The following is a 19,702-nucleotide window of genomic DNA, read 5'->3' on the forward strand; positions in this document are numbered from 1 at the left end:
CTCGTTTCTGTAGAAACAGGCCATACCCCGTCGGAGCAGTCTCACTCCCCGGTGTCGGAAGCAGATGGCAGACTGTGCGGGTGAGTGCGCGCATCAGGAACAACGTCAGGGTCGTGGGGGCTGCCGACGGGCCCGTGGTGATGCTGGCTCACGGTTTCGGTTGCGACCAGACGCTGTGGCGTTCGGTGACCGATATCCTGGCTCCGAACTTCTCGGTCGTGCTCTTCGATCACGTCGGGTCGGGAGCCTCGGACCCCGCGGCGTGGGATGCCGACAAGTACGCGCCGCTGGAGGCCTACGCCCGCGACATCGTCGACATCGCCGAGGAATTCGATCTGCACGATGTGACGTTCGTGGGGCATTCGGTGGCGTCGATGATGGGTGTTCTCGCGGTCCAGGCGGCTCCCGAGCGATTCTCCAAACTCTTTCTCCTGACGCCGTCCCCCCGATACATCGACGACGGTGACTACCGGGGTGGCTTCAGCCGCGAGGACATCGACGAGTTGCTCGAGTCGTTGGACAGCAACTATCTCGGGTGGTCCGCGTCGATGGCAACGATCGTGGTGAACGCACCGGATCGGCCGGATCTCGAGAACATGTGGACCGCGAGCTTCTGCCGAACCGATCCCGAGTGCGCACGGGTGTTCGCCCGTACCACCTTCCTGTCCGACAATCGCGCCGATCTGGCCGGGGTCGCCCTGCCCACGATGATCGTCGACTGTGCTCGGGATTCGCTGGCACCGCCTCAGGTCGGCAGATACGTCCACGAACACATCGCCGGCAGCACCCTGCAGACCCTCGACGCCAGTGGGCACTGCCCGCACGTCACCCAGCCCGAACAGACCGCCGAGGCGATTGCGACCTTCGTGAGATCGTCGTGATCCACGAACTCGACATCGAGGACCTGTACGAGAACGCGCCGTGCGGCTACCTCTCGGTGCTGCCGGACATGCGGATCGTGAGACTGAACTCGACGCTGGCGAACTGGCTGGGATTCGAGGTCGACGCCTTGATCGGTACCGACTTCACCCAACTCCTCACCGCTGGTGGCCGGATTCACTACGAGACCCATTTCGGTCCGATTCTGCGGATGTACGGCCAGCTCGACGGCATCGCGATCGATTTCGTGACGTCCGATCGGCGACGGCTGCCCGTGTTCATGACCGCGAACGTCAAGACCGACGAGACGGGTGCGCCGGTACTGATTCGCATCACCGCGCTCGACGCCAGGGACCGTCGCACCTACGAACGCGAGTTGCTCGAGTCCCGAACTCGAGCGGAGCTGCTGGCGAAGACCCTGCAGCGGTCGTTGCTGCCGCCTGCCCTGCTGCCGCCGTCGGGAATGACCGCTGCCGCGCACTATCACGCGGCATCGAGCGACGAGGTGGGCGGAGACTTCTACGATCTGTTCCCGCTGTCGGACGACCGGTGGGGATTCTTCCTCGGCGACGTGTGCGGCAAGGGTGCGTCGGCCGCAGCCGTGACGTCGTTGACGCGGTACACCCTGCGCGCGGCCGCGGTGTACGACCACGATCCGGTCGCTGTTCTGCACAACCTGGACTCGGTTCTGCGGCAGGAGTTCCGCGAGAACGATGCGCAGTTCTGCACCGCGGTGTTCGGGGTGCTCAGTCGCTCGGACGGAGGATTCGAGGTGTCGATGGCCAGCGGCGGTCACCCACCTCCGCTGGTGATGCGGGCCGACGGCAGCGCGCACTACGTACACATGACGGGTGGGCAACTCGTCGGAATTCTGCGTGCCGCCCGCTTCGTGCCTGCCACCGTGACGTTGAGCGCAGGCGACACCCTGATGCTCTACACCGACGGCTTGACCGAGGCCCGGGTGGGCACGGGTCGATACGACGACGAGGGCGCGCTGCTCGAGTTCGCGACAGCCCACGCCCCGGCGACGGCAGCGATCATCGTCGAGGATCTGCGAGTCCTACTGAACAGCTTCGGCGACGGATTGGCCGACGATGCAGCAGTGATGGCGCTGGGGGTGTCGTCAGTCGAGAGCGGCGAGGGCTGACGCCAGATCTGCGTGCAGCGCGAATTCCTGATCGAGACCCATCAGTTTGATCGGGCGGCTGGTGGTCGGCCCATCGGCGACGACCGAGAAGGCGACGCTGTCCCCGTGGTTCTTCTGCGTCGATGCCAGCACCGTCATGGCAGCCGAGGCCAAGAACGAGACCTTGCTCAGATCGATGATCAACGCGGCAGGCGTGGTGGAAACCTGCGCGTCGATCGCGTTCGACAACGCGGGGGCCGTGGTGACGTCGAGTTCACCGGCGACAGCGATGACGGCCGCGCGGCCGTCGTTGCTGGACTGGATGGAGAATCCGGCGGTGTTCGTATCGGCTGACATCTGCACTCCTGAATCGTTACCCGCCGCGCTCGTCGACGGGGCATGCGGACCATTCAATCAGTTGGTCCTACTCGAACGTGACCTGCGTTCCTCTGAGCGCGGGAGCGCCGACCGTCGTGGTCCAGGACGGCACCGCGGCGGGGTCGATTCCGGTGGCCCCGCCGTAGACGACGGCCAGGGTCTGCTGCTCGGTGACCGAATTCGCATACGAGGCGGGCACGGGGGAGAGCTGCGGTGCAGGCAGCGTCGGAATGTCCTGGTCACCGGGGTTTCGAGTCGGCACCTGGTACGAGCCGTCGTTCGCGGAGCCGCCCGGATACTGCGGGAAGTACTCGCCGGTCGAGCGCTCGATGGGAGTAGGGCAGGTCGGGCCGCGGTTCTGCTCGAACAATCTCGGCTCGTCCTGGTTCGGTAGGTACCGACCCTTCGGGTTGACGAACGGCATCGAGACGTTGATGCCGGGGTACTCGTCGCCGACTCCGGTGACGATCCGTCCACGCCTGGCCCCCTCGGCGAACTGGGCGACGGTGCAACCGAGCGCGGGCGAGAATTCGGCGAGGACTTCGAGGGCCTCTCGCGAGTTCGCGGCCAATCCGATGACGTTCGCGGAGTTGGCGTCGAGGAAATCGGCGGTGGTGGACGAGGCCGAGGTCACCGAGGCGTACAGCGATTCGAGGGCCGGGCGCTTCTCGACGACGGTATTGCCGGTGGTCCGTAGGTTGTCCAGTGCGTTGATCAGCTCGGGAGCGGCGTCGGCGTAGGTCTGCGAGAAATCGGCGAGCCCGCGCAGGTCTTCCTGGATTGCGGGCAACTCCGTGTTGAGGCCGGCAAAAATGTTCTCGAGTCTGTCGATCGTGAGACCGAGCTGCTCACCACGCCCGCTCAGTCCCTGAGCCAACGCACCGAGGGTGTTCGACAGGTCCTCCGGCGGCACCGCCTGGAGCAGCGGCAACAGGCCGTCGAGTACCTGCCCGACCTCGATGGCGTTACCGCTGCGATCCTGCTTCAGCACGGTGCCCTCGGTGATCGCGGACGCTGGCTTACCCTCGGGCAGGACCAGTGCGACGTACCGCTCCCCGAACAACGTCTTCGGCAGCAGTCGCGCAGTGGCGTTCGACGGAATCATCTCGGCCATGTCCGGCTCGATGGCCAACTCCGAGGTGACGACGCCATCGGCCGTCGTCGCCGAGCGGACTTCGCCGACGATCATGCCGCGAACCTTCACATCCGCATTGCGGGGAAGCGCGTTGCCGACGCTGTCGGTCTCGAGCGACACCGTCACCACGTCCTCGAACGTCTTGTTGTACGAGGTGACGCTCCACCCGACGAACATGACGATGAGCAGGACAAGGGCGATTCCGAGGAGTCGGTTCTGGACCGGCGAGGGGGAGCCGGTCATGCGACCGTGGAGACGACAACAGCAGCCATGTCGCGAACCTTAGTGGTACACAACGTCACACTTACTACCGAAGATCGGTTTGTGAGATGGACCTAGCACTTCGGCAGAAATGTGATGGGCACCACTATCCTCAGTCGGCAACCAAGTGGGTCGAATGGAACCAGCCGCCCTGTCCGCGTTCTCGCTGCCGGCCGATGACGTATGTCCCCGGCGCGATTCCGGTGGCTCCGTGTTCGGGATGAATGAGGTATGCCGTCTGCGAGTTGGTCAGGATGCCCAGGGCCAGACCTCGGACGTCGTGCACGGGACTGGCCCACGAGCAGACGCCACCGTCGGCCACCAGGCTGTGGGGGTTACCGCCTGCGGCGCTGCGCAATAGTTCGATTCCCGTCAACGGCACCTTCTCGCGTCGCGTCTGGCCGGTGGGGACGACTATGCCGTCGAGCAGTACGTACGGAACGACGATCAGATCGCCTTGAGCTTGCAGGCCGTCGATGACGGGCACGGAGATCTCCTTGTCGAGATAGTCGAATACGTCGAGGCCGGTGAGGTCGGTCAGTGCGGACAGTGTGATGTTCGAGTTCATGTGAGTCACCTTGGGTGTCGTCGGGGTGTGTGTAGCCGGCATGTGGTGTCGCGGTGAGGTGTCAGGTTCTGCGGAGTAGCCGGCCGTAGTCGGCTCCGGCCAGGCCGTAGGTCCAGCCCGCGGCGTCGACCGCGGACGAGAACGCGCCGGGGACGCGAAGTCCGTAGCGTCGGCGCTCGCCGTCGCGTTCACGAGAGCCGTTGACGGCGAGAAGGATTCGCCCCTCGCTGCCCCAGCCCGCCGGGGTGGCGAACAGTTGCAGGGCGCAACCGGGATTGCCCGGATCGGCGTCGGTGTCGACCAGTCGCAAACCGGCTCGGTCGAGATAGTTGTCCCAACCGATTCGTTCGATGGCGCTCCGTCGGATCTCGACGTTGCGTTCGACGGTGATGCGCTCGACCGTCGGATCGTGGATCACCCACTTGGGAACCACGGTCCCGTTCAGGACATGGACACCGCTGCCGTCACCGAACTCGACTGCTGGAGAAGACGAATTGTGCAGGCGCACTTCACCGTGCACCGGATTGGGAACCGGCTCGGTGTGCACTGCTGTGGGGCGTTCGGACATCACTGCGACGTCGTCGAACGCCCACCACCATCCCGTCGATTCGACGAGGGCCGATTGAATGTCGAGAAGCTCGTTGTCCTCGCGCTCGAACGCGGCGAGGTGAAAGGTGCGATAGATGTCGTAGTAGGCGACGCGATGCGCTTCCTGCTGGCCGTACCAGGTGATACTGCCGAACGAGTGCTGAGCGAGGCTTCTCGTCGCAGAAGCGACACCGTCGAACAGACTGGTGCGCAACGAATCCCACACTGTCCGGCGAATGATGGGATCGGGACTGATGCCGGCTCGGGCCGCGTCCTCCGGTGAACGTGTTGCAACGGTCATCCGCGCTTCTCGATCGCTCGGCATGTTCGGATTCTGGTGGAAGTACCACCGCGGCCATTCGATTCTTCGCTTGTCGATTCGCTCGTCCATTCGTCGACGGGAATTCGACAGCAACGATGCGATGCGTGCAGGTGCCTTCTCGGCTTTTGCTGCGGTCGTGGGGATTTCGTTCACCAGTTGCTCTGCCGTGACGAAGGACGCGGCGGCAGCGGGGGACGGTACCCACACGAACTCGGGCGCGTCGAAACCGGCTCTTTGATACAAGTGTGCCACGGCTGATTCCGCCGCGGTTCTATAGGAGGGGCCGGCCTTCAGGCCGTAGCGGAGCCATCGATCGCGCTGCGCGCAGACCGCACTGATGCTCTCGGCGTATTCATCGGGATTGTCACTGAATGTGCCGCGACGGGGAAATGTCGACGGCATCGGCACGGCGCTCACGTGAGGGAGGCGGTGTCCGCCTTTCCGGTTGTCATGAAGAAAAGAGTGACACGAGAATCGGATGAGCGCAAGAGGGCACCCATGTGCACGAAACTTCGACCCCTGCTACGAAGTTCCGCTCACGTAGGTCAGCCGCGTGAGCGAAGGATCAACTGGGCCGCGCTGATGTCGTCGATGACGAGGTCGGTGATCAATCCGCCGCGCAGCGCTGCGGTGAGGGCATCGAGTTTGGACGCTCCGGCGACGATGCAGACTCGGCGCGGAACCACCTTGAGCCGATCCAGGCTCGGTCCACTCGATCTGTCGTTCAAAGCAATTCGGTCGTGGCTGCCATCGGAGCGCAGGAACACGGTGGCGATGTCGCCCACGACACCGTCCCGTTGGAGCTCGGCTCGATCCTCGCGCTCGAGGTAGCCGGAGCTGTAGACGTGACTCGGAACGGCACCGCTCATGACGCCGATGCTGAACACGGCGAGGTTCATCCGATCCTGTAGTTCGAGTACTCGCTTGATGCTGCGTTCGCGCCACAGGTGTCGGCGGGTTTCGGGGTAGTCGAAGAAGGCGGGCACCGGAAATCCCTGCGCGACAGCACCGTAGGCGTCGGCAAAGGTTCGGACGATGTCGGTGGCGTAGGAGACTCCGGTGGTTCGGGTGTTCGCTGCGCCGTTGAGCTGCACGACGGTGGAGTTGTGGGTTCGTTTGGGTGCGAGCTTGCGGCTGACGGCGCTGACGGTGGTTCCCCAGGCGACGCCCATCACCATGTCGGATTCGAAGAACGATGTCAGCAATCGGCCCGCGAAGGTGGCGACGCGATCGAGGCGCTGCAATTCGTCGACGGTTTCCGACACGGGGACGACATGTGCACGAATGTCGTACAGATCGGCGAATGCACGCTCGATTCGCGGTGCTTGACCGAGCGGGGTGGAGATCTTGATTTCCACCAGTCCCGATGCCCGCGCGAACGTGATGAGTCGTGAGACCGTCGAGCGAGATACGCCCAGCTCACGGCCGATCGCCGCCATCGTCATGTCCTGGAAGTAGTACAGGCGCGCTGCCTGGGTGGCATGGCCGGTCCGCAGATCCGATTCGGGCGCAATGCGTGGGTCCGTCACCGTCGCAGTGTACGACCGATTTGCACATATGTGCATCAGCTGTGCAACGCAGTGCAGGCCGTCTACCGTGGCAAACAGCACGCAATGTGGCGTGCATCACCAACTTTGCGGAGGCTACACAATGGCTCGTAAGGAACCGGAATGGGGACTGCCGGCGCACATGGCTGCCGAGTTCGCCGGAACCATGATTCTCATTCTGTTCGGCGTCGGCGTCGTCGCGCAGGTGGTCTCGGGCGGTGAATCGGGAAGTCTCGGAGACCACGACTCGATCGCCTGGGCATGGGGCCTGGGGGTGATGTTCGGCATCTACGTCGCCGGTCGAATCACCGGCGCGCACCTCAACCCCGCGGTCACGATCACGTTCGCACTCTTCCGCGGATTCAGCTGGAAGATGGTTGCGCCCTACATCCTCGCGCAGACCGCAGGTGCCTTCGTGGCCGCGCTGCTGGTGCGCTGGAACTACAACGACATGATCAATGCAGTCGACCCCGGGCACACCACCGCCACCCAGACGATCTTCTCGACGCTTCCCGGCAACGGAACGTTGCCCGTCAGCGTCTCCTCGGCACTGATCGACCAGATCATCGGCACCGCGATCCTGCTGTTCCTCATTGTGGCAGTGACCGATTCGCTCGGCACCGCGCCGATGGCCAACATGGCTCCACTGATCGTCGGCCTCATCGTGGTCGCCATCGGCTTCGCATGGGCCACCAACGCCGGATACGCGATCAATCCGGCCCGAGATTTCGGACCTCGCCTGGCGTCGTACATCACCGGATACGGTGGAGCCTGGCGAGATCAATACGGCGGCCTGTACTTCTGGGTCCCGATCGTCGGACCTCTCGTAGGCGGACCGATAGGAGTGTTGTTGTACGACCTGCTCATCGGTAAGAACCTGCGCAAAGACGAAGGTTCGACGCCCGAGCCGCCATCACGACTCCCAGCAGACACCCAGACCACAGGAGAGAAGCCATGACCGAGTTCGCAGGAAAGTACGTCGCCGCGATCGATCAGGGAACCACGTCCTCACGCTGCATGATCTTCGATCACGCCGGTACCGTCGTCGCGGTCGATCAGAAGGAACACAAGCAGATCTTCCCGCAGGCCGGCTGGGTCGAGCACGACGCGTCGGAGATCTGGGACAACGTGCGCGCCGTCGCGGCCGGTGCCATGGCCGCTGCCGATCTGACGCGCGAGGACATCGCCGCAGTCGGCATCACCAACCAGCGTGAGACGGCGCTGGTGTGGGAGCGCGCGACGGGCAAGCCGATCTACAACGCCATCGTCTGGCAGGACACCCGTACCGATCGGATCGCCACCGCACTGGGTGGGGGCGACGCCAACAAGTACACCGCGAAGACCGGGCTGCCCCTGGCGACCTACTTCTCCGGACCCAAGGTCAAGTGGATCCTCGACAACGTCGACGGAGCACGCGCCAAAGCCGAAGCGGGAGAACTGTGTTTCGGCAACATGGACACGTGGGTGCTGTGGAACATGACCGGCGGAACCGACGGTGGGCTGCACTACACCGATCCGACCAACGCCTCGCGTACCCTGCTCATGGATCTCGACACGTTGCAGTGGGACGAGCAGATCTGTGCGGACATGGACATCCCGATGTCGATGTTGCCCGAGATTCGCTCGAGCTCCGAGGTGTACGGCACCGGCCGTGAGCGCGGTCCGTTCCGCGGGGTACCGATTTCCGGCATCCTGGGCGACCAGCAGGCAGCCACCTTCGGGCAGGCCTGCCTGTCTCCCGGCGAGGCCAAGAACACCTATGGCACAGGCAATTTCGTGCTCCTCAACACCGGCACCGAAAAGGTCATGAGCAAGAACGGCCTGCTGACCACGGTCTGCTACAAGATCGGCGACCAGCCGACGGTGTACGCGCTCGAGGGTTCCATCGCCGTGACGGGTTCGCTGGTGCAGTGGCTGCGCGACAACCTGGGCATGATCTCCTCGGCCGCCGACATCGAGACCGACGCACGGTCGGTGGACGACAACGGCGGTGCCTACTTCGTCCCCGCGTTCTCCGGTCTCTTCGCCCCACACTGGCGGTCGGACGCCCGCGGTGCCATCGTGGGACTGACGCGATTCGTCAACAAGGGACACCTGGCCCGCGCCGTCCTCGAGGCCACCGCGTATCAGACGCGTGAGGTGATCGAGGCCATGAACGCAGACTCCGGCGTCGATCTGGAGGTACTCAAGGTCGACGGCGGCATGGTGGTCAACGAGCTGCTGATGCAGTTCCAGTCCGACATCCTGAACGTCGACGTGGTTCGGCCTGTCGTGGCCGAAACCACCGCTCTCGGAGCGGCATACGCGGCCGGCCTCGCCGTCGGGTACTGGGAGAGCGAGGACGACATCCGTCAGAACTGGGCCGAGGACAAGACATGGACGCCGTCCATGGACGAGAACCAGCGGGCGAAGCTCTACGCCGGCTGGAAGAAGGCAGTAACACGTACTCTCGATTGGGTTGATGAAGAATGAGTTCCACCACAACGGCTTTGAGCCCGCAGTCGCGCGCCGACGCGCTGGCGAGGATGGAAGCCGAAGAGCTCGACATCCTGGTGATCGGCGGCGGCGTCGTCGGCGCGGGCACCGCACTCGACGCCGTCACACGCGGCCTGAAGGTCGGTCTGCTCGAAGCGCGTGACTACGCGGCCGGCACGTCCAGCCGCTCGAGCAAGCTCTTCCACGGCGGTCTGCGCTACCTCGAGCAGTTCAACTTCGCGTTGGTGTTCGAGGCGCTCAAGGAGCGTTCGCTGGTACTGAACAAGCTCTGCCCGCATCTCGCTCGTCCGGTGCCGTTCATCTATCCGCTGGAGAAGGTGATCGACCGCCCGTACGTCGGGCTCGGCATCGGCGTGTACGACGTCATGGGTGCCGGACGCGGCGTGCCGAGTCATCACAAGCACCTCGGCAAGAAGAAGACTCTCGAGTCCTTCCCGTCCGGCAAGCGCTCGGCGATCCGCGGTGCGGTGAAGTTCTACGAGGGTCAGGTCGACGATGCTCGGCACACGATGATGCTCGCCCGTACGGCGGCCGCCTACGGTGCGTTGTGCGCCAACAGCACTCGCGTCACGGGCTTCCTGCGGGAGGACGACAAGGTCGTCGGCGTCGTGGCGAGCGACCTCGAAACGGGCCGCTCCTTCGAGGTACGGGCCAAGCAGGTCATCAATGCCGCCGGTGTCTGGACCGACGAGGTGCAGCAGATGGTCGGTGGGCGTGGACAATTCCAGGTTCGCGCGTCCAAGGGTGTGCACCTGGTGGTGCCGCGCAATCGCATCAACAGTGCCACCGGCATCATCACGCGAACCGAGAAGAGTCTGCTGTTCGTCATTCCGTGGGGAAGTCATTGGATCATCGGTACGACCGATACCGACTGGAAGCTCGATCTGGCTCACCCGGCCGCGAGCCAGAGCGACATCGACTACATCCTGGGCCACGTGAACAAGCTGCTCGCCGATCCGTTGGACCGCACCGACGTCGTCGGTGTGTACGCGGGATTGCGACCGTTGCTGTTCGGTGAATCCGATTCCACCAGCACACTCTCGCGTGAGCACGCGGTGTCCAGTCCGGTGCGCGGATTGACGGTGATCGCGGGTGGCAAGTACACCACCTATCGCGTGATGGCCAAGGACGCAGTCGATTCCGCAGTGCACGGGCTCGAGCGGACGGTACCGAAGTGCGTCACCGAGGACATTCCGCTCGTCGGCGCCGATGGCTACCTCGGGGCGTTCAACTCCCGTGCCCTGACGGCCGAGCGCACCGGTATGCGTGTCTCACGCGTCGAGCACCTGCTGGGTCGGTACGGCACTCTGATGGGTGAGTTGTTGGACTTGATCGACGGCAACCCCGAGCTCGGCGAGCCTCTCGAGAGTGCGCCGGAGTACCTGAAGGCCGAGGCCGTGTATGCCGCGAGTCACGAAGGCGCGCGGCACCTCGAAGATATTCTGACGCGTCGTACCCGCATCTCCATCGAGGTTCCCGATCGTGGTGAAGCGGCGGCCGACGAGGTGGCCCGGTTGGTGGCACCCATCCTGGGATGGGACGACCAGCACGTTGCCGAAGAGATCGAGCACTATCGGCTTCGCGTTCTGGCAGAACGGGATTCGCAGCAACAGCCCGATGACGACACTGCTGATGCAGCCCGTCTCGGGGCACCGGACGTGCGTGCCGGGGTGAGCTGACCTACTCAGTCGAGTGGTTCGGTGAGGTAGCGCCGCAGTGTCGGTCCTACCCACCGAACCAACTGCTCGTGGGTCATCTCGGCCAATGGAGGTACCGCGAGGATGTAGCGTGCGAACACCAGACCGAGTACCTGGGTTCCCACCAGGGCAGCCCGCTCCGCATACCGATCTGGCGAGACTGCGGCCAGCGCCGGCGCGACCTGGGTGGCGAACACCTGCTGCATGGTCGTTGCCGCCGCGGCATTGGTAGCCGCAGCGCGCATCAGGGCGAGGAACGTTCCGTCTTCCTCCCAGACCTGGAAGAACCTGGGCATCAACACTTCTGCAATGCGCTCCGGTGGGACGTGGGTCAGATCCGGAATGTCGAGTTCGAACGTGGCGGCCTCGGCGAACAACGCTTCCTTGGTTCGGAAATACCTGACGACCATCGCCGCGTCGACGCCCGCGGTGGCGGCGACGGATCGCATGGTGGTGCGGTCGTAGCCGTCGGCCGCGAATTGGGCGCGGGCTGCGTCGAGAATGCGAGCTCGGGTGGCGGTCGCGGATCGAGGTTGTCGTTCGGTCATCTCCGTAGCCTAAGTCAACGACCGTTGACCACGGTGCTCGGCGGGTCTATCGTCGGAAGTCAACAATCGTTGACCAAGAATTCGCTGACCCAGGAATTCGCTGACCACAGTGGGAGTGCGTCATGAACCATTCGGACGTGATCGTCGTCGGTGCAGGTCCGGCGGGCTGCATGCTGGCGGGGGAACTCGCGCGTGCCGGCCGCTCGGTGACGGTGCTCGAGAAACACGATGCACCATCACCGCTGTCGCGAGCTTTCGGAGTACATGCCCGCACGCTGGAGATCCTCGACAGTCGTGGTCTGGCCGAGGACCTGCTCTCCACCGGAGCGCACGCGCCGGGACTGAAACTCTGGAACGGACTGTCCCTCGACCTCGGCGCACTACCGTCGCAGTTTCCGTATCTGCTGGTCACGCCACAGACCAACGTGGACTCTCGACTCGAGGAGTACGCGCGGGCATCCGGTGCGCGGATTCTGCGCGGGGTCGAGGTCACCGGTCTCGAGCAGAATGCCGACGGGGTAGTGGTGCGCGGGACGGTGGCCGACGGCAGCGCGCAGGAGTGGACGGCGTCGTATGCGGCCGGAACCGACGGAGTGCACAGTATCGTCCGCACGTCGATCGGACTCGACTTCCCCGGCAGGGAATTGCTGCGGTCGATCATGCTCGCGGATGTCCGGTTGGTTGATCCGCCCAACGGTCTGATCAACATCGGCGCAGGCAAGGACTGCTTTGCGTTCGTCGCGCCGTTCGGCGACGGGTGGTTTCGAGTGATCGCCTGCGACCGTACCGACACCGCAGATGTAGCTGCATCCGTCGACGAGACGCGGCTTCGTGACGTGGTGCGCCGCGCACTCGGAACCGACTACGGCTGGACCGACGTGCGATGGAGTTCGCGCTTCTCCTGCGACGAGAGGCAAGTCCGGCGCTACCGAGTGGGCCGGGTATTCCTGGCCGGCGATGCGGCGCACGTACATTCGCCTGCCGGGGGACAGGGCATGAACACCGGAATCCAGGACGCGATGAACCTCGGCTGGAAGCTGGCAGCCGTCCTCGGCGGTGCCGACGAGAAGATCCTCGACACCTATCACGACGAGCGGCATCCAGTGGGAAAGCTGGTGTTGCGCAGTAGCGGCGCGACGATTCGCATGTTGTTGCTGCGCTCGGTGGTAGCGCGGACGTTGCGCAACATCGTCTCCGCACGGGTGCTTCGTAGACAACGTGCCGTCGGCAGGATAGCCGGGATGTTTTCCGGTATTTCGATCTCGTATGCTTGCCGACGTGGCGAGCACCCGCTGGTTGGCCGGCGCGCAGTGCAGATACCCCTCATCGACGGCACCGTCACCACGGCGCTGCGCGACACCACGTTTCTGATGATCGGCGAGAACGATTGCAGCCGAACGGATATCCCCCGCCGAGCCGACAACGGTCCGGCAGTCCTCGTCCGGCCCGATGGATACATCGCATGGGCCGGACGATCGGACTCGAATCAATGGCAGGCTGTTCGAGACCGGTGGACAGCAGAGTGTTCCGCCTCGATCAGCCCTGCAGCAACGTGAACGAGTGCTCTCGGATCAGGATGGACGGGCCGCCGGCCTCGTAGGCCTGATCCGGGTCGCTCGAGATCGTCTGAGTCCAGGTGCCCTTCGGCAGAGTGAATTCCACGGCTCCGGGTGAGGCGTTGACCATCCACGCGAACGAGGCATCACTTTCCCCGGCGCGCATGAGGACCAGAATGCTGTGGGCGTTGCCGTCGGACCAATCCTCGTCGGACAGCTTCTCGCCGTCGGCGCGATAGAAGTCGACGGTGTCCGGGCCGGCTCCCTCCTCGTCGGAATCGCTGTCGTGCCGAAACCAGGTGGGGCGCAGTGCCGGGTGCTCGGTGCGAAGCGCGATGAGGTGCGTGGTGAAGTCGATGAGGTCCTGATCGGCTGTGCTCCAGTCGAACCAGGAGACCTCGTTGTCCTGGCAGTAGGCATTGTTGTTGCCGTTCTGCGTCCGGCCGAGCTCGTCGCCGCCGAGGATCATCGGCACACCGGCCGAGAGCAGCAGCGTCGCAAGGTGATTGCGTTGCTGGCGAGCTCGCAATGCGTTGACACCCTCGTCGTCGGTCGGGCCCTCGGCACCGCAACCCCACGAGCGGTTGTCGGATTCGCCGTCCTGGCTGTCCTCGCCGTTCTCCTCGTTGTGTTTGTCGTCGTAGGAGTTCAGGTCGGCCAACGTGAAGCCGTCGTGTGCGGTGATGAAGTTGACGCTGGCCAACGTGGGTCGACGGGTGCTCTCGTAGACGTCCGGGCTTCCGGTGACACGTTGCGCCAGTGCAGGCAGAGCGCCGCTCTCGCCGCGCCAGAAATCGCGAACGTCGTCGCGGAACTTGCCGTTCCACTCCGACCAGCGCGCCGGGAAGCCGCCCACCTGGTAGCCCTGGGTGTCCCACGGTTCGGCGATGAGCTTGACCGGCGCGAGCGTCGGATCCTGATGCACGAGGCTGAGGAACGCGCTGTGCACGTCGAGGTCCGAGTCCTGACGAGTCAGGGTGCTGGCCAGGTCGAAGCGGAAGCCGTCGACGTGCATCTCGGTCACCCAGTAGCGCAGTGAGTCGAGGATGAGTGCCAGGGCGGCGGGGTGACCGACGTTGAGGCTGTTGCCGGTACCGGTGGTGTCGTAGTACGCGCTCCGGTCGTCGTCGACGAGTCGGTAGTGCGAGCCGTTGTCGATTCCCTTGAGCGAGAGGGTCGGTCCGAGATGGTTGCCCTCGGCGGTGTGGTTGTAGACGACGTCGAGAATGACCTCGATGCCGTTGTCGTGCATGGCTTTGACCAAGGCCTTGAACTCGTCCACCTGGCCGCCGGTGTCGCCGGTGCTGCTGTACTCGTTGTGCGGGGCGAAGAAGCCGATGGAGTTGTAGCCCCAGTAATTGCGACGGCCCTCCTCCAGCAGATGCGAATCCTGAACGAACTGGTGGATCGGCAGCAGTTCCACTGCCGTGACGCCGATTCGTTTCAGATGTGCGATGGCTGCGGGGTGTGCCAGTCCGGCGTAGGTGCCGCGAATGTCCTCGGGCACATCGGGATTGGTGGCGGTGAATCCCTTGACGTGCACCTCGTAGACGACCGTCTTGTCCAACGGTGTGCGCGGTGACTCGTCTCCCGACCAATCGAAGTTCGATTGCACAGCAACGGAATACGGCATGTACGGTGCCGAATCCTCGTCGTTGCGGGTCTCCGGCTCGTCGTGCAGATGCGAGAAGACCGACTCGTTCCAGTCGACCTGACCGGTGATGGCGGTGGCGTACGGGTCGAGGAGCAACTTCGCCGAGTTGTGCCGTAACCCCGACGCGGGGTCCCACGGACCGTCGACGCGCAGACCGTACCGCGCTCCCGGGGTGACGTCGGGAACCAGATCGTGAAAGACGTGGCCGGTGCGCTGCGTCAAAAGCGTTGTACTGCGCTCTGTTCCGTCGTCGTTCAATACGACCACGGAGACCGAGTCCGCTGTTTCGGAGTAGACGGCAAGGTTGGCACCGTCGTTCGACAGACGTGAGACGCCCAAGGGGTACGGGAGACTGAATGAGGAGGGCATGGTCGCGGCAGTACCCCCGTAAGGCTCGAGCGAAACGCCTGCATACCGAGCGTTCGGCTACTATCGACGGCGAGATTGCGGCCGCCGAGCACCAGCGGGCGCAAGTTACGAAGGACGATGCGATGAACTCCCCACGACCCGATGCCGGTTCGGCCCGCCTGGACGAGCTGTTTCCGGGTGACAACGCGACCGACGCCAGGTTTCGGGAACTGGACTGGGCGGCGACCGAGTTGGGGCCGGTGGACCGGTGGCCGCAAGAGTTGATCACCGCGATTCGCACCGTCATGCCGTCGACGATTCCGATGCTGATCTGGTGGGGTCCTCACCTGGTGCAGATCTTCAACCACACGTACACCGACTTCCTCGGGGACAAGTTCCCCGCGGCCGCAGCGCAGCCGGCCAAGGTCTGTTGGGCGGAGATCTGGGACGAGATCGGAGAGTTGGCCCGACAGGTCGTCGACGGCGGCACGGCAGTGCACGGTGCTCGCCAACGGTTCATGATGAACCGGTACGGATTCCTCGAAGAGACGTACTTCACTTTCTCCTACAGCCCGATCCACGGTCCCGGACGCGCGGTCCTCGGCGTGTTCGTCGCCACGTCGGAGGTCACCCAGCAGGTGCTCGGTGACCGTCGTATGCAGGCGTTGCTGAGCCTGGGGACGCTGACAGGCATCGACACCGACGGTGCCGAGGACATCTGCCGGGCGGCCGTGGGCGCGCTCGCGGCCGAAGCATCGGAGTTTCCGCTCGTCTCCGGTTACCTCCGCGAAGGCATGAATGCGGACGGCCGCGTCGAGTGTGTCGTGACCGGCGGCGACGTCGGCTACGAGCGCTCGACGTGGGAGTGCGCCGATCTCGCCCGGGTCGCCGACGGCGCAGTGGCCGTGGCGACGGTCGGCGTGGACGGCAACGTTCCTCGGGCCGTCGTCGTGCCGTTGACGATGGCAGGCCGTGTGCAGCCGGTCGGTGCGCTGCTGATCGGGGTGAGCAGCCACCGAGTGATCGACGATGCCTTCACCTCGTTCTGTGGCGTCGTGGCCGAACGCGTATCGACTGCGCTGACCGCCTCCCAGGCCTTCGAGATGGAGCGGCAACGCGTCGTGGCGCTGGCCGAGGCCGATGCGGCGAAGACGCGGCTGCTCGAAACCGTTGGGCACGAATTCCGAACACCGCTGACCCTTCTCGCCGGTCCGCTGGACTCGGTACGCGAGAGTGCTTCCTCGCAGTTGAGCGAACCCGATCGGCAATCCCTCGACGTGGTCCACCGCGCATCGGTACGACTACGCCGACTCGTCGACGATCTGATGGATGCCGTCAGCGCCGACGCGGGCCGACTCGAGGCCCGTCTCGAACCCACCGATCTCACGGCGGTGACGCGTGACTGCGCGACGCTGTTCGCGACGGTGGCGTCGGACCGCGGTCTCGACCTGGAAGTCGATACGTCCGAGGACGTCGTCGTGCTCAGCGACGGCGAGATGTGGTCGAAGATCGTGTTCAACCTCGTCGCGAACGCCATCAAGTACACCCCCACGGGCCGGGTGTCGGTGCGTCTGAGGGCCGAGACCGACACCGTTCGGCTCGTGATCGCCGATACCGGGCTCGGAATCCCCGAAGACGATCTGTCGCGCATCTTCGATCGATTCCACCGGGTCGAGCACGCGGGAGCGCGCAGTATCGAAGGGTTCGGCATCGGGCTCGCGCTGGTATCGGACCTGCTCACAGCCCTGAACGGGCATGTGGATGTCGACAGCGAGGTGGGCATCGGGAGCACGTTCACCGTGGTCGTGCCCCGGAAGCCGGTCGAGGCCGCGGTGCCCGTCGACCGTCCGGCAACACCGACCGATTCGGTGTCGGCGATCTTCGTGGCCCACGAATCGACGCAGGCGACGCCCGATCGAGCGGACATTCTGCTCGTCGAGGACAACGTCGACATGCGCAACTACCTGCTGAGGCTGCTGACCGAGGAAGGGTGGTCGGTCGCCACCGCAGGCGATATCGAGACCGCACTCGATCTGGCACGGTCGACGCCGCCGGGCATCGTGCTCACCGACGTCATGCTCCCCGGGCGCAGCGGACTGGACCTGGTCGACGAGATCCGCCGCGACACCGGCCTGCAGCGTGTGCCCGTGATACTGCTGACCGCGCGAGCGGGAACGGACTTCGTGCTCGACGGCCTGGGCCGCGGGGCCGACGACTACATCGTCAAACCGTTCCACGATCGAGAACTCGTCGCCCGTGTGCGGGTACACCACGAACTCTCCCGTATGCGCGAACAGATCCTCGCCGAAAGTGACAACCAGGCCTCGACGCTGCGCACTGCCCTCGACACCCGCGGAACGATCGGCCGGGCAGTGGGAATTCTGATGTCGGTCTACCGCATCGACGAAGATGCCGCGTTCACCCAGCTGACCGACTTGTCGCAGAACTCCAACCGAAAGACCCGCGACCTGGCAACCATGATCGTCGACGACTTCACCGCCGGGCTCGACCGAGAGCGTCAGTGATTGCGGCGGTACTTCTCGCGTTCCCGTTCCATTTCGGCCGTCTTCTTCTCGCTCTTCAGACCGGCCGGGAGCCCGTGGATTTCCAGGCGTCGGGCACGGTTCTGGTCCATGTACGCCGCCGTGTAGAACAGCGCGAGCAGCAGGCTGAGCAACACCATCGAGGCGCGTAGCCAGATCGCTCCTGGGAACAGGACGAAAAATCCGATGAAGATCGGCAGGAACGGAATCATCGAGCGCAGGATGTGACGCGGCGTCGCTCCCGGACCGACGAGATCGCGTCGGACCCAGCCCTGGAACTCGTCGGGGAGTTTGCGGCCGAGGACGGCGTAGCCCAGCCATTGGCCGAGGGGCGGACGGGTGCGGGTCGGGCGAGCGTTCACGACAGTGCTCCTGCTGCGATGGCCGCGTCGTTGACGCGGGTGAGGACGCGTCGCAGTTCGTCGAGCTCGGCGAGCGACGCGCCGAGCTTCGCCACGACGGCGGGTGGAATTTTCTCGGCCTTCTTGCGGAGTGCGGCCCCGGCCGGGGTGAGCGCGACGAGCAGAACGCGCTCGTCCTCGACGCTTCGATTGCGGGTGAGCAACCCCATCGACTCCAGACGCTTGAGAAGCGGCGACAGGGTGGGGGAGTCGAGCTGCAGTGCCGATCCGATGGCTTTGACCGACATCGGCGATTCGCCCCACAGTGCCAGCATCACCAGATATTGCGGATGCGTCAGCCCCATCGGCTCGAGCAGGGGCCGATACACCGACAGCACGGCACGGTTGGCGACGGCGAGTGCAAAGCAGACCTGTCGATCGAGTGCGAGTGGATCTTCGGCGGTGGCCACGGTCCCAGGCTACCAGAATTGAGTAGTGCACTAACCATTAGTGGGCGATGCGATATCGAAAGTCGGTACTCGATGCCCGAAAGATGTTGCAAAGAAGGGCAAATGCTCGCGCGGCGAGGTGTTGCCAGAGTCCCGGTCGGTCCGAATCGGGCGGATCGACGTTCGGCATTCCATCCGGTCGGTTGCTGTGCAATGCTCCATGCAATTCGCCATTTCATTGTGACAAATCCCGCCCTGTTGACACCTCCCGAGAGGATCGCCATGCGTCGTCGACGCATCTTCACCACGTTCGTCGTCGCCGCAGCTCTGTCGGTGTCCTCGGTAGGCGTCGCGACGGCCGATCCCGTCGGGCCGGTCGCGCGGATCGTCGACACGTCCATCGCGTCGCAGACCCTGCGCACGCTGAGCGTGGAATCGCCCGCGATGGGGGCGGTCGTCGAGGTGCAGGTGCTCACCCCGGCAGCACGGTCCGGCTCGCGGCCGACGCTGTACATGCTCAGCGGCATCGGAGAAGAGGACCCCAACAACAGCATGTGGCTCCGCAAGGGCGGCGCGGCCGAATTCTTCGCCGACAAGAACGTCAACGTCGTCCTACCGCTGGCAGGCCCCGGCAGCTTCTACACCGACTGGCAACGGGACGATCCGAAACTCGGCCGATACCAATGGGAGACGTTCCTGACCGAGGAACTCCCCCCGTTGATCGACGCAGCCGTGGACGGCAACGGACGCAACGCGATCGCAGGGCTGTCCATGGGTGCGCAGTCCGCCATGATTTTGGCCGCACGTCACCCCGACCTCTACTCCGGGGTGGCGTCGTACAGTGGTTGTTTCGCCTCCTCGGAGCCGATGGGGCAGGCGAGCATTCGCGCGATCGTCGGAGCGTTCGGCGGTAATGCCGACAACATGTGGGGCGGACCTCTCGATCCTGCCTGGGTGCAACACGATTCGGTGGTCAACGCCGAAAGTCTGCGCGGCACCGACGTGTACGTGTCGGTGGGAACGGGAGCACCGGGACCGCACGAAAGCTTCGACAGCGCAGCGGCACTGGATGTGGTGGTGGTCGGCGGCCTCATCGAAGTGGGCGCGAACTACTGCACCCATCGACTGGCGGACCGACTCGGCCAGCTGAACATCCCGGCGACATTCGACTTCACCGAGACCGGAACTCATTCGTGGCCGTACTGGGTGGAGCAGCTGCCCAAGAGTTGGCCGACACTGGCCGGGTCGCTCGAGATCTGAGCCGAC

At 64.6% G+C, this 19,702-nt stretch carries 17 protein-coding genes; 8 read left to right on the forward strand and 9 right to left on the reverse strand.

Translation table 11 applies throughout. From position 1 onward, the window contains the following. Window positions 1-80: 80 nt before the first annotated feature. Window positions 81-881, forward strand: coding sequence for an alpha/beta fold hydrolase (locus CH249_RS07390; RefSeq protein WP_094681660.1), 801 nt, complete (start codon window positions 81-83; stop codon window positions 879-881). Further along, window positions 878-2,026: a PP2C family protein-serine/threonine phosphatase gene (locus CH249_RS07395; RefSeq protein WP_094631960.1), complete on the forward strand. Its 1,149-nt coding sequence runs from the start codon at window positions 878-880 to the stop codon at window positions 2,024-2,026. The genes CH249_RS07390 and CH249_RS07395 overlap by 4 nt, the downstream gene beginning before the upstream one ends. Here the strand turns inward: CH249_RS07395 and CH249_RS07400 are convergent. The 5 genes from CH249_RS07400 to CH249_RS07420 all read right to left on the reverse strand — a co-directional run bounded on the left by CH249_RS07400 (window position 2,003) and on the right by CH249_RS07420 (window position 6,786). Next, entirely contained in the window at window positions 2,003-2,362 is a 360-nt protein-coding gene (locus tag CH249_RS07400) for an STAS domain-containing protein (protein ID WP_094681661.1), read from the reverse strand. The genes CH249_RS07395 and CH249_RS07400 overlap by 24 nt on opposite strands. A 67-nt stretch (window positions 2,363-2,429) precedes the next feature. Continuing rightward, a complete protein-coding gene (locus CH249_RS07405) occupies window positions 2,430-3,761 on the reverse strand; it encodes an MCE family protein (protein WP_045198138.1) in 1,332 nt (443 codons plus the stop codon). A 130-nt stretch (window positions 3,762-3,891) separates the two neighbouring features. Further along, complete coding sequence (locus tag CH249_RS07410; RefSeq protein WP_094646523.1) at window positions 3,892-4,347, reverse strand: hypothetical protein; 456 nt, start codon at window positions 4,345-4,347, stop codon at window positions 3,892-3,894. Window positions 4,348-4,408: 61 nt separating this feature from the next. Further along, window positions 4,409-5,674, reverse strand: coding sequence for a DUF6745 domain-containing protein (locus CH249_RS07415; protein WP_256988170.1), 1,266 nt, complete (start codon window positions 5,672-5,674; stop codon window positions 4,409-4,411). A gap of 128 nt (window positions 5,675-5,802) precedes the next feature. Then, a complete protein-coding gene (locus CH249_RS07420; RefSeq protein ID WP_094631965.1) occupies window positions 5,803-6,786 on the reverse strand; it encodes a sugar-binding transcriptional regulator in 984 nt (327 codons plus the stop codon). A 121-nt stretch (window positions 6,787-6,907) separates the two neighbouring features. Here CH249_RS07420 and CH249_RS07425 point away from each other — a divergent pair, with 121 nt between their 5' ends. Genes CH249_RS07425 through CH249_RS07435 form a run of 3 tightly spaced genes read left to right on the forward strand, consistent with a single transcriptional unit; the run spans window position 6,908 to window position 10,979 of the window. After that, window positions 6,908-7,762 (forward strand): MIP/aquaporin family protein, encoded by an 855-nt coding sequence (locus tag CH249_RS07425; protein WP_094631967.1) that lies wholly within the window; start codon window positions 6,908-6,910, stop codon window positions 7,760-7,762. Further along, on the forward strand, window positions 7,759-9,276 hold the full coding sequence (gene glpK, locus CH249_RS07430) for a glycerol kinase GlpK (RefSeq protein WP_045198146.1): 1,518 nt from the start codon (window positions 7,759-7,761) through the stop codon (window positions 9,274-9,276). Before CH249_RS07425 ends, glpK begins: the two co-directional genes overlap by 4 nt. Next, a complete protein-coding gene (locus CH249_RS07435) occupies window positions 9,273-10,979 on the forward strand; it encodes a glycerol-3-phosphate dehydrogenase/oxidase (protein ID WP_032395443.1) in 1,707 nt (568 codons plus the stop codon). Before glpK ends, CH249_RS07435 begins: the two co-directional genes overlap by 4 nt. Before the next feature lie 5 nt (window positions 10,980-10,984). On the opposite strand, the gene CH249_RS07440 is transcribed toward CH249_RS07435, so the two are convergent. After that, window positions 10,985-11,545, reverse strand: coding sequence for a TetR family transcriptional regulator (locus CH249_RS07440; protein ID WP_094681662.1), 561 nt, complete (start codon window positions 11,543-11,545; stop codon window positions 10,985-10,987). Between the two features lie 122 nt (window positions 11,546-11,667). Here CH249_RS07440 and CH249_RS07445 point away from each other — a divergent pair, with 122 nt between their 5' ends. Beyond that, on the forward strand, window positions 11,668-13,101 hold the full coding sequence (locus CH249_RS07445) for an FAD-dependent oxidoreductase (RefSeq protein ID WP_094681663.1): 1,434 nt from the start codon (window positions 11,668-11,670) through the stop codon (window positions 13,099-13,101). Here CH249_RS07445 and glgX read toward each other — a convergent pair. Continuing rightward, window positions 13,082-15,124, reverse strand: a complete 2,043-nt coding sequence (glgX, locus tag CH249_RS07450) for a glycogen debranching protein GlgX (RefSeq protein ID WP_094632189.1) — start codon at window positions 15,122-15,124, stop codon at window positions 13,082-13,084. The genes CH249_RS07445 and glgX overlap by 20 nt on opposite strands. A gap of 122 nt (window positions 15,125-15,246) precedes the next feature. Between glgX and CH249_RS07455 the strand changes: the two genes are divergently transcribed. Then, window positions 15,247-17,628: a response regulator gene (locus tag CH249_RS07455; protein ID WP_094681664.1), complete on the forward strand. Its 2,382-nt coding sequence runs from the start codon at window positions 15,247-15,249 to the stop codon at window positions 17,626-17,628. Here CH249_RS07455 and CH249_RS07460 read toward each other — a convergent pair. Together CH249_RS07460 and CH249_RS07465 are read right to left on the reverse strand one after the other, a co-directional pair. After that, on the reverse strand, window positions 17,622-18,008 hold the full coding sequence (locus CH249_RS07460) for a DUF5313 family protein (RefSeq protein WP_094646528.1): 387 nt from the start codon (window positions 18,006-18,008) through the stop codon (window positions 17,622-17,624). The genes CH249_RS07455 and CH249_RS07460 overlap by 7 nt on opposite strands. Beyond that, on the reverse strand, window positions 18,005-18,457 hold the full coding sequence (locus CH249_RS07465; RefSeq protein WP_045198157.1) for a MarR family winged helix-turn-helix transcriptional regulator: 453 nt from the start codon (window positions 18,455-18,457) through the stop codon (window positions 18,005-18,007). The genes CH249_RS07460 and CH249_RS07465 overlap by 4 nt, the downstream gene beginning before the upstream one ends. A gap of 261 nt (window positions 18,458-18,718) precedes the next feature. Here CH249_RS07465 and CH249_RS07470 point away from each other — a divergent pair, with 261 nt between their 5' ends. Beyond that, window positions 18,719-19,696 (forward strand): alpha/beta hydrolase family protein, encoded by a 978-nt coding sequence (locus tag CH249_RS07470; protein ID WP_094681714.1) that lies wholly within the window; start codon window positions 18,719-18,721, stop codon window positions 19,694-19,696. The last annotated feature ends 6 nt before the right edge of the window (window positions 19,697-19,702 follow it).

The organism is Rhodococcus sp. 05-2255-3B1, assembly GCF_002258545.1.
In the GTDB taxonomy this organism is placed as follows: domain Bacteria; phylum Actinomycetota; class Actinomycetes; order Mycobacteriales; family Mycobacteriaceae; genus Rhodococcoides.

Coding starts and splice junctions, on each gene's coding strand:
- CH249_RS07425 (WP_094631967.1), top strand. CDS start 6,908: ATGGCTCGTAAGGAACCGGAATGGGGACTGCCGGCGCACATGGCTGCC.
- CH249_RS07445 (WP_094681663.1), top strand. CDS start 11,668: ATGAACCATTCGGACGTGATCGTCGTCGGTGCAGGTCCGGCGGGCTGC.
- CH249_RS07410 (WP_094646523.1), bottom strand. CDS start 4,347: ATGAACTCGAACATCACACTGTCCGCACTGACCGACCTCACCGGCCTC.
- CH249_RS07400 (WP_094681661.1), bottom strand. CDS start 2,362: ATGTCAGCCGATACGAACACCGCCGGATTCTCCATCCAGTCCAGCAAC.
- CH249_RS07405 (WP_045198138.1), bottom strand. CDS start 3,761: ATGACCGGCTCCCCCTCGCCGGTCCAGAACCGACTCCTCGGAATCGCC.
- CH249_RS07455 (WP_094681664.1), top strand. CDS start 15,247: ATGAACTCCCCACGACCCGATGCCGGTTCGGCCCGCCTGGACGAGCTG.
- CH249_RS07470 (WP_094681714.1), top strand. CDS start 18,719: ATGCGTCGTCGACGCATCTTCACCACGTTCGTCGTCGCCGCAGCTCTG.
- CH249_RS07435 (WP_032395443.1), top strand. CDS start 9,273: ATGAGTTCCACCACAACGGCTTTGAGCCCGCAGTCGCGCGCCGACGCG.
- CH249_RS07440 (WP_094681662.1), bottom strand. CDS start 11,545: ATGACCGAACGACAACCTCGATCCGCGACCGCCACCCGAGCTCGCATT.
- glgX (WP_094632189.1), bottom strand. CDS start 15,124: ATGCCCTCCTCATTCAGTCTCCCGTACCCCTTGGGCGTCTCACGTCTG.
- glpK (WP_045198146.1), top strand. CDS start 7,759: ATGACCGAGTTCGCAGGAAAGTACGTCGCCGCGATCGATCAGGGAACC.